Source organism: Vibrio bathopelagicus (assembly GCF_014879975.1).
Lineage (GTDB): Bacteria > Pseudomonadota > Gammaproteobacteria > Enterobacterales > Vibrionaceae > Vibrio > Vibrio bathopelagicus.
On the sequence record NZ_CP062500.1, the window covers coordinates 2,295,483 to 2,309,897 of the forward strand.

14 protein-coding genes and 1 other annotated feature are annotated in these 14,415 nt (G+C 45.0%); of the genes, 8 read left to right on the forward strand and 6 right to left on the reverse strand.

The genetic code is table 11. From position 1 onward, the window contains the following. Positions 1 to 18: 18 nt before the first annotated feature. Positions 19 to 1,851 carry an excinuclease ABC subunit UvrC gene (uvrC, locus tag IHV80_RS10115; RefSeq protein WP_192888957.1) on the reverse strand — a complete coding sequence of 611 codons (1,833 nt, stop codon included), beginning with the start codon at positions 1,849 to 1,851 and terminating at the stop codon, positions 19 to 21. Positions 1,852 to 1,866: 15 nt separating this feature from the next. Continuing rightward, the gene (gene uvrY, locus IHV80_RS10120) at positions 1,867 to 2,511 is read right to left on the reverse strand and encodes a UvrY/SirA/GacA family response regulator transcription factor (RefSeq protein ID WP_026084475.1); all 645 of its coding nucleotides are present in this window, start codon (positions 2,509 to 2,511) and stop codon (positions 1,867 to 1,869) included. A 427-nt stretch (positions 2,512 to 2,938) separates the two neighbouring features. Between uvrY and IHV80_RS10125 the strand changes: the two genes are divergently transcribed. Next, positions 2,939 to 5,302: a DNA polymerase II gene (locus IHV80_RS10125; RefSeq protein WP_192888958.1), complete on the forward strand. Its 2,364-nt coding sequence runs from the start codon at positions 2,939 to 2,941 to the stop codon at positions 5,300 to 5,302. Positions 5,303 to 5,436: 134 nt separating this feature from the next. Here the strand turns inward: IHV80_RS10125 and IHV80_RS10130 are convergent, their stop codons facing one another. Continuing rightward, a complete protein-coding gene (locus IHV80_RS10130; protein WP_192888959.1) occupies positions 5,437 to 6,204 on the reverse strand; it encodes a nucleotidyltransferase family protein in 768 nt (255 codons plus the stop codon). A 137-nt stretch (positions 6,205 to 6,341) separates the two neighbouring features. On the opposite strand from IHV80_RS10130, the gene efpL reads away from it, so the two are divergent. From efpL to IHV80_RS10145, 3 genes are all read left to right on the forward strand, one after another. Further along, positions 6,342 to 6,911, forward strand: coding sequence for an elongation factor P-like protein EfpL (gene efpL, locus IHV80_RS10135; RefSeq protein WP_009848748.1), 570 nt, complete (start codon positions 6,342 to 6,344; stop codon positions 6,909 to 6,911). Between the two features lie 10 nt (positions 6,912 to 6,921). After that, complete coding sequence (locus IHV80_RS10140) at positions 6,922 to 7,251, forward strand: HI1450 family dsDNA-mimic protein (RefSeq protein ID WP_012604336.1); 330 nt, start codon at positions 6,922 to 6,924, stop codon at positions 7,249 to 7,251. A gap of 89 nt (positions 7,252 to 7,340) precedes the next feature. Next, complete coding sequence (locus tag IHV80_RS10145; protein WP_004729783.1) at positions 7,341 to 7,832, forward strand: RNA methyltransferase; 492 nt, start codon at positions 7,341 to 7,343, stop codon at positions 7,830 to 7,832. A 180-nt stretch (positions 7,833 to 8,012) separates the two neighbouring features. Here IHV80_RS10145 and rluB read toward each other — a convergent pair whose 3' ends face one another. The 3 genes from rluB to rnm form a co-directional block, all read right to left on the reverse strand. Then, positions 8,013 to 9,041, reverse strand: a complete 1,029-nt coding sequence (gene rluB, locus IHV80_RS10150; protein WP_004729784.1) for a 23S rRNA pseudouridine(2605) synthase RluB — start codon at positions 9,039 to 9,041, stop codon at positions 8,013 to 8,015. 160 nt (positions 9,042 to 9,201) lie between these two features. Further along, entirely contained in the window at positions 9,202 to 9,822 is a 621-nt protein-coding gene (locus tag IHV80_RS10155) for an L-threonylcarbamoyladenylate synthase (RefSeq protein WP_009848751.1), read from the reverse strand. Positions 9,823 to 9,884: 62 nt separating this feature from the next. After that, entirely contained in the window at positions 9,885 to 10,739 is an 855-nt protein-coding gene (rnm, locus tag IHV80_RS10160) for an RNase RNM (protein ID WP_192888960.1), read from the reverse strand. A gap of 120 nt (positions 10,740 to 10,859) precedes the next feature. Between rnm and IHV80_RS10165 the strand changes: the two genes are divergently transcribed. From IHV80_RS10165 to trpD, 4 genes are all read left to right on the forward strand, one after another. Next, positions 10,860 to 10,985, forward strand: coding sequence for a trp operon leader peptide (locus IHV80_RS10165; protein ID WP_009848753.1), 126 nt, complete (start codon positions 10,860 to 10,862; stop codon positions 10,983 to 10,985). After that, positions 10,932 to 11,046: a sequence feature (Trp leader region), on the forward strand. It overlaps the preceding gene by 54 nt. 125 nt (positions 11,047 to 11,171) lie before the next feature. After that, the gene (locus tag IHV80_RS10170; protein ID WP_192888961.1) at positions 11,172 to 12,779 is read left to right on the forward strand and encodes an anthranilate synthase component 1; all 1,608 of its coding nucleotides are present in this window, start codon (positions 11,172 to 11,174) and stop codon (positions 12,777 to 12,779) included. Between the two features lie 2 nt (positions 12,780 to 12,781). Then, the gene (locus IHV80_RS10175) at positions 12,782 to 13,408 is read left to right on the forward strand and encodes an aminodeoxychorismate/anthranilate synthase component II (RefSeq protein WP_192888962.1); all 627 of its coding nucleotides are present in this window, start codon (positions 12,782 to 12,784) and stop codon (positions 13,406 to 13,408) included. A 9-nt stretch (positions 13,409 to 13,417) separates the two neighbouring features. Next, the gene (gene trpD, locus IHV80_RS10180) at positions 13,418 to 14,413 is read left to right on the forward strand and encodes an anthranilate phosphoribosyltransferase (protein WP_192888963.1); all 996 of its coding nucleotides are present in this window, start codon (positions 13,418 to 13,420) and stop codon (positions 14,411 to 14,413) included. The last annotated feature ends 2 nt before the right edge of the window (positions 14,414 to 14,415 follow it).

Sequence of the window (14,415 nt, forward strand, 5' to 3'; positions counted from 1 at the left end):
AATGGTGCGGGATTTTTACTATTGTTTCAATGCTTGATAAATGTTTTCTGCCAAAGAATGACTAATGCCCGGCACTTTGGCTATTTCTTCGACAGTTGCACGCTTAAGTTCTTGTAAGCCACCCATATATTTAAGCAAAGATTGACGACGTTTCGGTCCGACCCCTTCAATTCCTTCCAAAGCGCTGGTTCGGCGAGTTTTACCTCGTTTCGCTCTGTGCCCTGCTATCGCGTGATTATGACTTTCATCACGGATATGTTGGATAAGGTGCAACGCTGGTGCATCGCTTGGTAAGTTAAATTCCTCACCTTCAAGGGTAACTAAGGTTTCTAAACCCGGCTTACGAGTCACACCTTTCGCTATACCCATCATTCTTGGTCTAAATGGCCAATCACCCCAATATTGAGAAACAATCTCGTGAGCTCGATTCAGTTGCCCCTTACCCCCATCGATAAAGATGATGTCTGGGATCTTATCGACATCAAGTTGCTTGGAATACCTTCTCTCAAGGGCCTGAGCCATCGCTGCGTAGTCATCGCCTCCAGTGATACCTGTGATGTTGTAACGACGGTATTCGGGCTTAACGGGGCCTTCCTGATTGAACACCACACAAGACGCTATCGTGCTTTCACCCATGGTATGGCTGATGTCGAAACATTCCATGCGTTTAATCGCATCCATCGACAACACTTCTTGAAGCTCTTTGAAGCGCTGATTGATAGTCATCCTATGATTAATCTTGGTGGTAATTGCCGTCAGTGCGTTGGTATTCGACAATTTGAGGTAACGCCCACGAGTACCAGAAGGATTAGTATTGAAGTGAATCTTACGACCTGCAACTTCACACAAAGCTTCTTGAATCGGTGTGACATCTTCCATCAAATCGGCATTAAGAATCAAACGCGTTGGGATAGTTCTTGCTTCATTATGCGCCAAATAATATTGACTTAAAAAGCTCGAAAAGACCTCTTCTCGCACCGTATTGTTAGGAATTTTAGGGAAATGACTTCGACTACCCAAAACTTTGCCTTGGCGGATCATCAAGATATGAATACAAGCAACGCCATTCTCTTGGGCAAATCCGAGCACGTCCATATCTTCCATAGAATCGTCAGATACGTACTGCTGTTCTTGTACACGTCGAATTGCTTGGATTTGATCGCGGAAAGCAGCAGCTTGCTCAAAGCGAAGCTCTCGGCTTGCCTTGTCCATCTTGTCGATAAGCGTCTCAAGGACGAGCTTGTCTTTTCCTTGCAGGAACAAACGAACATAGTCGATAAGCTCGCTGTACTCTTCATCAGAGATAATGGAGCTAACACAAGGCGCAGCACAACGACCAATCTGGTACATCAAGCACGGGCGTGTTCTGTTCGCATAAACCGTGTCTTCACACTGGCGAGCAGGAAAAATCTTTTGTATTAGGTGTAGCGTCTCACGCACAGCGCCAGAGTCGGGATAAGGACCAAAGTATTCACCCTTTTTCTTCTTAGCACCACGATGCATCGATAAGCGAGGATGCTTGTGACCGCTAATAAAAATATAGGGATACGACTTATCATCGCGCAGAAGTACGTTGTATTTCGGTAGGTACTGCTTGATGTAGTTGTGCTCAAGGATAAGAGCTTCTGTTTCCGTATGCGTTACAGTGACATCGATTTTGTCGATATTGCTGACTAAAGCACGTGTTTTTTCACTGTCGACTTTTTTACGGAAATAACTGGAAAGGCGTTTTTTGAGGTTCTTAGCTTTACCGACGTAGATAACAACAGCCTCGGCGTTATACATACGATAAACGCCGGGCTGTTCTGTTACTGTCTTAAGGAATGAGACTGAGTCAAACAAGTTGGTCACTATAAGATCTCAGAGTTAAAGGGTCTCAGTATCTAACATTCCATGTCTAATCGCTAAATGCGTAAGCTCTACATCACCGCTGATGTCTAGTTTACTGAACAGTCGGTAGCGGTAGCTGTTAACTGTTTTAGGGCTTAGATTGAGTTGTTCTGAAATATCCGTCACTTTCTGACCTTTAGTAATCATCATCATGATTTGAAGCTCACGTTCAGATAGATCGGCGAATGGATTTTCAGACGCAGGCGAGAATTGGCTCAAAGCCATCTGCTGCGCAATTTCTGGTGAAATGTATCGTTGGCCACTATTAACCACTCGAATTGCATTTACCATCTCGTCCGGACCTGCACCTTTAGTAAGGTAACCAGCAGCTCCAGCTTGCATCACTTTAGTTGGAAACGGATTTTCCGTATGCACCGTTAAAACGATGATTTTAATATCAGGGTTGAAACGCAGGATTTTCTTGGTTGCTTCTAAGCCACCAATACCAGGCATATTCATATCCATCAAAATAACGTCAGTATTATTAGTACGACACCATTTTGCAGCATCTTCACCGCTTTCAGCTTCCCCTGCTACGTTCATTCCACGGACGTCTTCAATAATACGTCGTATCCCTGTGCGAACCAGCTCGTGATCATCTACAAGGAAAACATTTATCAAATCTTGTATCTCCACACTATTAATTGGCTCTGCAACCACCGTAAATCTTCATCTGTTTGAAACAATTGAACAAAGAAACAGTGGGTCGCAGCATTGTGTATATCTTAACTCAATTACTAAATTAAATCTCTGTTGAATATGTGTCGAAACACTAACTTTAGCAAGGACTTATTTATAAATAAGCCAACTAAAACAACAAGCTTTAGGTAAAAATCAACTAGTTAAAACAACACCCAATAAAATTACACAAGATAAAGACATTTTCAATACCATTGAATCTCGATTCATTACAATTTCACTTTTTTGCTTATTAAGTCCCGTTATTCTTCTCCAATTCGCAAAATATAGAGACTATTTTCGTTTGCTGTTGTGCGTGATGTGGCGCTAGATGGTAGTATTCCGCTCTCCATTTCAATAGGTTACTACATTGGATATTCAGCAAGGCTTTGTACTCACAAGACAGGCGCGAGACTTTTCAGGGCGCACGCAAATCGACTTGTGGTTAAGCACCCCTAAAGGCCCGACACTACTGACTATTCAAAACGAAAAACCTGTCTTTTTTGTTGCTCAATCTGATATCGAAACGTGCCAATTTATTGCCAATAAAGAAGCCATAGATTGTCAGTTTAAGCCTTTAGGGCTAGCAACATTTGATCAAACCCCTTTAGCCGCTTGCTACACCTCGTTATCAAGAAGCAGCTTCGGGTTAGCTCAAGCCTTTAACGGTGAAGAGATCCAAACCTTTGAAAGTGATATTCGACTGGCCGATCGTTTCTTAATGGAACGCTTTATCAAAGGCAGCATCGAATTCACAGGTGCTATCACTCAAAAAAAACAGCACCTCAGAGTTTCGAACGCAAAATGTCGAGCTGGCGATTACTTGCCAAACTTGTCAGTGGTTTCGCTTGATATTGAGTGTTCAGAAAAAGGAGTGCTTTACTCCATCGGCCTAGACAGTCCAATGGACAGCCGAGTGATCATGGTCGGTGAACCACAAGAAGCAGACACCAATATCCAATGGGTTGCCAACGAGAAAGCGCTGCTTGAAGCCATGATTACGTGGTTTTCCGAGTTTGACCCAGACATTATCATCGGTTGGAATGTCATTGATTTCGACTTCAGGCTGCTGCACAAACGTTCAGAATGGAACGAAGTGAAGCTCAGCATCGGTAGAGACAATCAACCAAGCTTTTTCCGTAGTTCTGCACAAAACCAGCAAGGCTTTATCACTATCCCAGGCCGTGTTGTGTTGGATGGCATCGACATGCTCAAGACAGCGACCTACCACTTCCGCTCTTGGTCTCTTGAATCGGTATCTCAAGAGCTACTCGGCGAAGGCAAAGACATCCATAACGTTCATGACCGTATGGATGAAATCAATCGAATGTTTAAGTTCGATAAACCTTCACTGGCCAAGTACAACCTTCAAGACTGCGTGCTAGTAAACCGTATATTTGAACACACTCACCTACTCGATTTTGCTATTGAACGCTCTCGCTTAACTGGTGTTGAACTTGATCGTGTTGGTGGCTCTGTTGCCGCCTTTACCAATTTATACATGCCTCAGATACACCGAGCAGGTTACGTCGCACCGAACTTAGAGCCTGAAAACTGGATAGCTAGCCCCGGTGGCTATGTAATGGATTCAATTCCTAACCTTTATGACTCTGTGTTGGTGCTCGACTTTAAAAGCCTGTACCCATCGATAATTCGCTCTTTCTTGATTGACCCAATGGGACTAATTGAAGGGCTAAAGTTAGAGTTAGGCTCAGAAGAAGACCAAGCGGTGGCTGGGTTTCGTGGTGGTCAATTCCACCGATCTAAGCACTTTCTACCAGAGATGATCGAAAATCTCTGGGCAGCGCGTGATGTCGCAAAGGAAAATAACGAGAAAGCTTTTTCTCAGGCGATTAAGATCATCATGAACTCTTTCTATGGCGTGCTTGGTTCTTCTGGTTGTCGTTTCTTTGATACACGTTTGGCATCCTCTATCACCATGCGCGGGCATGAGATCATGAAGCAAACCAAGGTTCTGATAGAAGATAAAGGGTATCAAGTGATCTACGGGGACACCGATTCAACCTTCGTGTCTCTCAATGGCAGCTATGAGCAAGAGCAAGCGGACGAGATTGGTCACTCCCTTGTCGCTTACATTAACGACTGGTGGACGAATCACCTGAAAGAGGTCTACAACCTCACCTCGATACTTGAATTGGAATACGAGACCCATTACCGCAAGTTTCTAATGCCGACCATTCGAGGCTCTGAGACAGGATCGAAGAAACGTTATGCAGGTCTAATCAATCAAGGTGACCAAGAGAAGATCATTTTTAAAGGCCTTGAAAGCGCGCGAACTGATTGGACGCCCCTCGCACAACAGTTCCAACAAACCTTGTATGAGATGGTCTTTCACGACCAAGATCCAAGTGATTATGTTAGACAGTTTGTCGATGAAACATCCGCGGGCAAACACGATGACCTACTGGTTTATCAAAAGCGCTTGCGCCGTAAGTTGCATGAATACCAAAAGAACATTCCGCCACAGGTTCGCGCTGCTAGATTAGCCGACGAAATCAATGCCCAGCTTGGTCGCCCGCTTCAATACCAAAACAAAGGGCGTATTGAATATTTGATTACGCTGAGTGGCCCTGAGCCCAAGGAGTACTTGAAGAGTGGCATCGATTATCAACATTACATCGACAAGCAGATTAAACCAGTCGCAGAAGCGATTCTGCCATTTATAGGGTTAGATTTTGAAAGAGTCAGCGGGCAACAGTTAGGCCTGTTCTAGATTTAATTCTCTTTTCTAGGCGATATTAGACTCGAGATCTCGATTAAAACTCGAGCCAGACATCAAAATAAAAAAAAGCAGAGGAGTACTTAGCTCGCTCTGCTTTTTCATATCAATGGATAGCTTACGAAGCCCTACCCGATTCGAAACTCAGTTTTCTGATACTGCTTAACCAGCCATTCACCAAAGCCATCAAGAATCCCTATCACTGAACGTTTTGGAATCGCTCGTCCAGACAGTAGAATCCCCAACCTTTGAATCTCGACTTCTTTCTCCGGATGATATCTTAAGAACTGTTGACCGCACTCCATAGGCGCATCGAACCAGTTCTTGTCTCGGTACATGATCAAAGAGTAGCTGGCTCGCAGAAGCTTCTTGGCAATAATCACCTGCGCGGCGACTTGCTGTTCTGGCGTTGTTGCTCGGGCAATCTTATTACGATAAACCGCTAACCAGTTTTCCGCATCCATATTCCAGTGCTTGGCAATTTCCCAACTCGTTTCGAAATCACCATAGCAGTCTGATAAGTCTTCACCATACACACACACGGCTAAATGCTTGAGCATGAAGCCCCACGTAAAGATGTTGTCAAAATCAACGATCTCGCTTACCAAGGTGGTTTTGATCGCCACTTGTGTGACCTGAGGGAAGCTTTTTTGGAAGCGCCATTTGATGCTATTCAGCAGCGTGGTTCGTTGATCTGGGAAAGGACGATGGGTAACCACAACCACATCTAGATTCGAACGACCGACAACGGCTTGCTTACGTGCCACACTGCCATAAACATAGACACTATGTAGATTAGAACCTAACCCACCTTTTAGAAAGGTAATCAGATCGTTAACCACAGGTTGAAATTCAGGTTGAAATGGCTGTGTTGGGTCAATAACAGGTAGCTGCATAGGTCGTTTCGGTAAATAAAATAATGATTTAACTGTCTCTCTATGATCGCTTAGGTGACTTTATGATTCAAGCTATTCCTATTTATAGCGTCTACGAGATATAATCACCGGATAGACCCAATAAGGACAAACACAAAATGCCTAGAGCAAGTGAGATTAAAAAAGGTTTTGCGATCAATGTTGATGGCAAAACAGTACTAGTTAAAGATATCGAAGTAACAACACCAGGTGGCCGTGGCGGTCAAAAGATTTACCGCTTCCGTGGTCACGATGTAGCAACTGGTGTTAAAACAGAAGTTCGTCACAAGGCTGACGAAATCGTTGAAACTATCGACGTAACTAAGCGTGCAGTGATGTTCTCTTACGTTGATGGCAACGAGTACATCTTCATGGATAACGAAGATTACACACAATTCATCTTCAACGGTGAAATGATCGAAGACGAACTGCTGTTCATCAACGAAGATACCCAAGGTATGTACGCGATTCTTATCGACGGTACTGCAGCGACGCTTGAACTACCAACTTCAGTTGAGCTAGTGATCGAAGAAACAGACCCTTCAATCAAAGGTGCATCTGCTTCAGCCCGTACTAAGCCAGCTCGTCTGTCTACTGGCCTTACTGTTCAAGTGCCTGAGTACATTGCAACTGGCGACAAAGTTGTTGTGAACACAGCTGAACGTAAATACATGAACCGCGCAAGCTAAGATACTGATTATGACCGAAGCTAACGACCTAATGTCTTACGACGACGCAATTGACACTGCATACGACATCTTTCTAGAGATGGCGGCTGATAACCTTGAACCAGCAGACGTGATCCTATTCACGGCTCAGTTTGAAGATCGTGGCGCTGCAGAACTTGTTGAAACTGGTGACGATTGGGTTGAACATGTTGGCTTTGAAGTCGACAAAGAGATCTACGCTGAAGTACGCATTGGTCTTGTAAATGAAGCTGATGATGTCTTAGATGACGTTTTCGCTCGTCTACTGATCAGCCGTGACCCTGAACACAAGTTCTGTCACATGTTGTGGAAACGCGACTAGGCTCTTCTTAAACCAGCTCAGAGTACTGAGCTGGTTTTCTTACGACTTCATAGCCTCATCACTTTACCAAACTGCAACTCTACAAAATTATGACCAAAGCAAAGACAGATACCCTATCCAAAGGCTATGCCTGTGTTGGATTAGTAAACCCCAAAACCCCTGAAAATGTTGGCTCAGTAATGCGAGCGGCTGGTTGCTACGGAGCAAACTCTGTATTTTATACTGGCACCCGTTATGACCACGCTCGACAGTTTCATACCGACACCAAAGAAAAACACCTTGAATTGCCATTAATTGGTGTTGAAGACCTGAAAGACATTATTCCTGTTGGCTGCGTACCAATCGCGGTTGATTTGATAGAAGGCGCTAAGCCTCTGCCTGATTATAAGCACCCACCTCGTGCTTTTTATATCTTCGGCCCTGAAGATGGGACTCTGAAAAAAGAGATCACGGACTTCTGTCGTGAAACCATCTACGTTCCGACTAATGGCTGCATGAACCTTGCTGCCGCGGTCAATGTTATTTTGTATGACCGCATGGCAAAGGGTGATAACTTTTCTAATCATTTGAAAGTGACCTAATACCAATCGTAGCGAGTCAGCCGAGCTGGTTGAGCGCTTCTAGCTAGTTAACTCACTTCTACTTAGTTAAGCACTTCCACATGGTTTGAACTGCGCCATATTCAAGACATAAAAAAACCTGCTAAGTTAGCAGGTTTTTTTGTATTCGAAACATTGGATTAAGCTTCAAAAGCCACGTAATTATTTACGTGATCTTGGCTTAGCCGGTTTAGCCGGGCGTCCGTTGTTCAGTTTAGGCTTTTTAGTCGCCTGAGGTTTGCCATTAGTCGCTGGAGCACTACGGCCTGAATCAGGTGTTGTAGTACCGCGAGTTGCAGGCTTCTTACGCTTAGTCTGGTTGCTACGACCTTTAGGAGCATTTGCACGCTCTTCATGACGCTTAACAGCACGACGAATTTTCTGGCTACGAGAACGCTCACGCTTACGAGAAGTGTTTGCAGGATCAAGATCCAACAATGTCTCTTTTTCTGGCTGAAGTTCTACAAGCTCACGCAAGTAGTTTACTTCTTGAAGATCTAGCTCTTTCCAACCGCCACGAGGCAGTTTCTTATCAAGGTAGATATCACCGTAACGTACACGTTTCAGACGGCTTACTGTTGTTTCTTGTGATTCCCAAAGACGACGAACCTCACGGTTACGACCTTCGTTAATTGCTACGTAGAAAGTATGGTTCATACCTTCACCGCCAGCGTAAACCACATCTTCGAAACGAGCCATACCATCTTCAAGTTGAACGCCACGAGTCACGTTCTTAACTTTTTGCTCGGTTACTTCACCAAATACACGTACTAGGTACTCACGCTCAACCTGACGGCTTGGGTGCATTAGGCGGTTTGCTAGTTCACCATCGGTTGTGAACAACAGTAGGCCTGATGTGTTTGCATCAAGACGACCAACTGAAATCCAACGAGAACCACGGATCTTAGGTAGACGATCGAAAACAGTACGGCGACCTTCAGGATCGTGACGAGTACAAAGCTCACCTTCCGGTTTGTAGTAAGCAAGTACACGACAAACCACTTCTTCAGAGGCTTTGCCTGTAATAGTGTGGCCATCGATACGGATCACTGAGTTCTCGTCTTCAAGACGCTCACCCAATTTCGCAACTTGACCGTTAACACTTACACGACCAGATTTGATTAAACCTTCTAGTTCACGACGAGAACCGTGACCAGCTCGCGCTAAAACCTTCTGTAATTTTTCGCTCATTTACTCTTTTCTACCTAATTGTCGTCTTCACAGACGTCGAATGAATTTTTTCGCGACTAAATCGCGGTCGCGTATTATCGCAAATAACCTGCCAAAAAGCACTTGTTATTTACTTTGGCAGGTTTGCTGTTTCGTTACAGACTGTTAATCAGTAACGCTATTATTCAAACGGCGCTGGATCACCGGCACCACGACGTAAAACAACCGCGTCATCGTCACTGAAGTCAATAACCGTAGTAGGTTGCTCACCTAAGTAGCCGCCATTCAAAATGACATCAACCGCATGCTCTAGGCTGTCGCGAATTTCTTCAGGATCCGATTCAGTTGTCTCATTACCCGGTAGGATTAACGAGGTCGACATCAAAGGCTCGCCCATTGCTTCTAGAAGGTCTAGGGCAATTTTGTTGTCTGGTACACGAATACCGATCGTTTTACGCTTAGCGTTCATCAAACGCTTTGGCACTTCTTTGGTCGCTTTGAAAATAAACGTATAAGCACCTGGCGTATGTGCCTTAAGCAGACGGAAAGCCACGTTATCTACTCGTGCATACAGTGACAACTCAGAAAGATCACGGCATAACAAAGTGAAATTGTGCTTATCATCTATTCGACGAATTTTACAGATGCGTTCGAGTGCTTGTTTATTCTCAAGCTGACAACCCAGTGCATAACCTGAATCTGTTGGATAAACCACAACACCGCCATTGCGAATAATTGCAACCGCTTGAGTAATTAGGCGCGCTTGTGGGTTATCTGGATGTACATAAAAAAACTGGCTCATTGTTGATCCTCGTTATCGAATCTCTCGACTCTATCATCAGAAGGAGCTGGTTCACCTAAAGACTATTCAGATGGTGAAACCGTTTGAAACTCCCAATCTTTCCATACTTCTTCGACCCCAGAAGGTAGCCAGAGATTACGTCCAAGTTCCATCCATGGGGATGGATAATGGAAGTCGCTGCCTTGGGAGGCTAATAGTTTGTATTGTATAGCATAATCCGCAAGTGTGCGTCTTTCTTGTTGAGCTTGCTGAGGTTGAGCCACTTCCATAGCGTCACCATTTGCTTCAACAAACGCAGCGAGCAGACGTTTAACCCACTTGGCTGTAAGGCCATATCGCGCAGGGTGAGCCAATACCGCTTGACCACCAGCCGCATGAATAGCCGTTACAGCATCACTCATTGAGCACCATGTTGGCGGCACATAACCTGGATTGTTGCGCGTAAGAAACTTTTTAAACACCTGTTGCATGGTTTTGGCGTAGCCGTTGTCGACTAACCATTTGGCGAAGTGAGCGCGAGTGATCGGTGCATCGCCAGCAATCAACTTAACCTCTTCCAAAACGCCTTCACGGGTCGCTTTCTCGAGTCGTTGAGCAATCATCTCAGCACGCCCAATACGATGAAGCTTTTGTTGTTCAATTAATGCTTTCAATTCTGGAGATTCAGGATCGACGTTTAGCCCAACAATATGGATATCTTTGTTTTGCCAAACGGTTGAGATTTCGATGCCGTTAATCAACTGAATAGGAAGGTTGTTATCAGCAATATAGCGGCGTGCTTCTGCAAGCCCATCAGTCGTATCATGATCTGTAATCGCTAACGCTTCGATATTAAAGCCTAACGCTCGGTCAATCAGTTCAGGTGGAGTAAGTCGGCCATCTGAGGCTGTTGTATGACTATGTAGATCAATTCTCATATATTCTTTTTCATTGTTTTCAATTTTTATCGTTATATTTGTGTCAGCGCACTTGACCTGCAAGCGTAAAACTAGTTAACTAGTACACAAATACGAAGTATCACATTTGATAGGTTCACTATGTTACAAGAATTTAACCAAAACCATAAAGATAAAGTTTTAGAACTTTCTTCAGTAGAAGCAAGTTCAGAGCTTAATTGGTGGCGCACTTGGACAAGTTCTTGGTGGGCCAACGTGTACTTCTAATTAAACAGTTTGTTTATAAAAAAGTTATCACTAAGCCCGCTTTAATAGCGGGCTTTTTAATTTGTCGAACATCTCACATTCAACTGACTAACAAATCAACGAATTGACCATATTCTAGATTGGGTGAACGGTATCTTTATGCGACTATGTACGGCAGGAAATTTAAAGAATCATAAAGGAGGTCTTGTGAACAAGGCCATTGAAATCAAAAAGCTGGGAACCATTGAGGTCATCAATTCTTCCGTTCCTTACTCGCAAGATCCAACCAGTGTTTTTCATACTCTGTGTGAAAACAAAACAGACAGTCTGTTGTTGGAATCTGCTGAGATTGAATCTAAACAGAACCTGACAAGCCTACTCCTTATCGACTCTGCTGTTCGCATCGTATGTCGCGGACATGAAGTAACCTTTCAAGCGTTGACTCAAAATGGTCAAGCGCTAATCGAACACCTAGCTCAAAACGTTAAAACAGAGATCAAATCTGACCTTACGGATAACGTATTGACGTTGACTTTTGTCGAGCCAAGCAACGAATTAGACGAAGACTCACGTTTAAGAGAGGCGTCTTCATTCGATGCACTGCGTTTGGTTCAACACAGCTTTGAGCAAGACGCGGATAACAAACACGCGTTATTCATGGCTGGCCTATTCGCTTACGACATCGTGGCGAACTTTGAACCGCTAGGCGATGCTGAAGCAACCAACAACTGCCCTGACTTTGTATTCTACGTAGCCGAGACACTATTGCGTTTCGACCACCAAGAGAACGAAGGCCTGCTTCACGCAAGTTTGTTCACTCAAAATGAAAGCATTAAAGCGCAATTAACAGAGCGCCTAGCTGATATTCAAACACAGTGTCAATCACTGAAAGCCATCACAGAAGTAACGCCGCTCAACAACGTTGACGCGGTACCAAGCGTTTCAGATGAAGACTTCTGCCAAACGGTCCGTGACCTAAAGGAATTCGTAGTAAAAGGCGATGTATTCCAAGTCGTACCTTCACGTCGCTTCACACTGCCTTGCCCTGCTCCACTGGCAGCTTACAAAGAACTCAAGCAAAGTAACCCAAGCCCTTACATGTTCTACATGCAAGATGAGCTATTTACTTTGTTTGGTGCATCTCCAGAAAGCGCGCTGAAGTACGAAACCGAAACCAACCAAATCGAAATTTACCCAATTGCTGGTACTCGTCGTCGCGGAAAACGCCCAGACGGTCAAATCGATTTCGACCTCGATAGCCGTATCGAGCTTGAGCTACGTACCGACAAGAAAGAAAACGCTGAACACATGATGCTTGTAGATCTAGCACGTAACGATGTGGCACGTATTGCCGAAGCAGGGACTCGCCACGTAGCGGACCTGCTGAAAGTTGACCGCTACAGCCATGTGATGCACTTGGTTTCTCGTGTTGTTGGTCAGCTACGTGAAGACTTAGATGCCCTACACGCTTACCAAGCTTGTATGAACATGGGTACGCTAACGGGCGCACCAAAAATCCGCGCAATGCAGCTTATCCGTGACGTAGAAAAAACTCGTCGTGGTAGCTATGGTGGTGCGGTGGGTTACCTAACGGGTGAAGGCACGTTAGATACTTGTATCGTGATTCGCTCTGCTTACGTTGAAGATGGCGTAGCACAGGTACAAGCGGGCGCTGGCGTGGTATTCGATTCAGACCCACAAGCCGAAGCTGACGAAACTCGCGGCAAAGCACAAGCGGTTATCTCTGCGATTCAAGCAGCACATACCAAGAGCTTGTCGTCAAATAAACACGCATCAAACAAGAAGGAGTCGTAATCATGGCTGATATTGTATTCATCGATAACTTCGACTCGTTCACCTACAACCTTGTTGACCAGTTCCGTTCATTAGGTCACAGCGTAAAGATTTATCGTAACAACATTCCTGCAAAGGTTGTTGAAGCTGCGATCAACGAACTAGACAACCCTGTTGCACTGCTTTCGCCAGGTCCTGGCGCTCCTGCCGACGCGGGTTGCATGCCAGAACTGATTCAGCTGCTAAAAGGCAAAGTACCAATGATTGGTATTTGCTTAGGTCACCAAGCGATTGTTGAAGCCTATGGTGGCACCGTTGCAGGCGCAGGCGAAATCATTCATGGTAAGGTGTCGATGATGGAACACCAAAACCATGCGACTTACCAAGGCTTACCTTCGCCACTGGCTATTGCTCGCTACCACTCTTTGGTGGCAACGCATGTATCCGATAGCCTAACAGTGACAGCTGAAGTCGATGATTTGGTGATGTCTGTGGTTCAAGAACAAGACAAGGTGTGTGGATTCCAATTCCACCCTGAATCAATTATGACGACCTACGGTGCAACGCTTCTTGCGAACGCGATCGAATGGGCTCTTGAGAAACCTCTTCATCTAGAGGAAAGCTCTACCCTTGAGAAGAACGAGAAATAGGACAAGATCATGGAACAGATTAATAAACTTTACGAACAGCAGTCTCTTACTCAAGAAGAAAGCCAACAACTGTTTGATGTCATCATCAAGGGTGAACTAGACCCAATCCTGATGGCTTCTGCACTGACTGCACTGAAAATCAAAGGCGAAACGCCCGATGAAATCGCTGGTGCGGCAAAAGCACTGCTTGCCAATGCAAACCCGTTCCCACGCCCTGATTACGATTTCGCTGACATCGTAGGTACAGGTGGCGACGGTCATGACACCATCAACATTTCTACAACTTCTGCATTTGTAGCAGCAGCGTGTGGTTTAAAAATAGCTAAGCACGGTAATCGCAGCGTATCGAGCAAATCAGGCTCTTCTGACTTATTGGATTCGTTCGGCATTAACTTAGCGATGACGGCAGAAGACACACGTACTGCAGTAGACGAACTTGGCGTAGCATTCCTATTTGCTCCGCAATATCACGTCGGTGTACGTCACGCGATGCCTGTTCGTCAAACAATGAAAACACGCACTATCTTCAACATCCTTGGCCCATTGATTAACCCTGCTCGCCCTAACATCGAGTTAATGGGTGTTTACAGCAAAGAGCTAGTACGCCCTATCGCGGAAACCATGCTGCAAATGGGTATGAAGCGTGCTGCCGTTGTGCACGGTAGCGGCCTTGATGAAGTGGCGATTCATGGCGAAACAATCGTTGCTGAAATTAAAGATGGCAAAATTCACGAGTACACAGTGACACCAGCTGACTTTGGTTTGAACACTCACCCTATTGAAGCAATCAAGGGCGGTGAGCCAGAAGAGAACAAAGCCATCACAACAGATATCCTGACGGGTAAAGGCACAGATGCTCAAGTTGGCGCAGTGGCAGTCAACGTTGCTCTACTGATGCGTCTGTTTGGGCATGAAGACCTAAAGGCCAACGCACAACAAGCGATTGACGCGATGAACTCTGGCAAAGCGTACGAGCTTGTACAAAAGCTTGCTGCACACGCCTAACG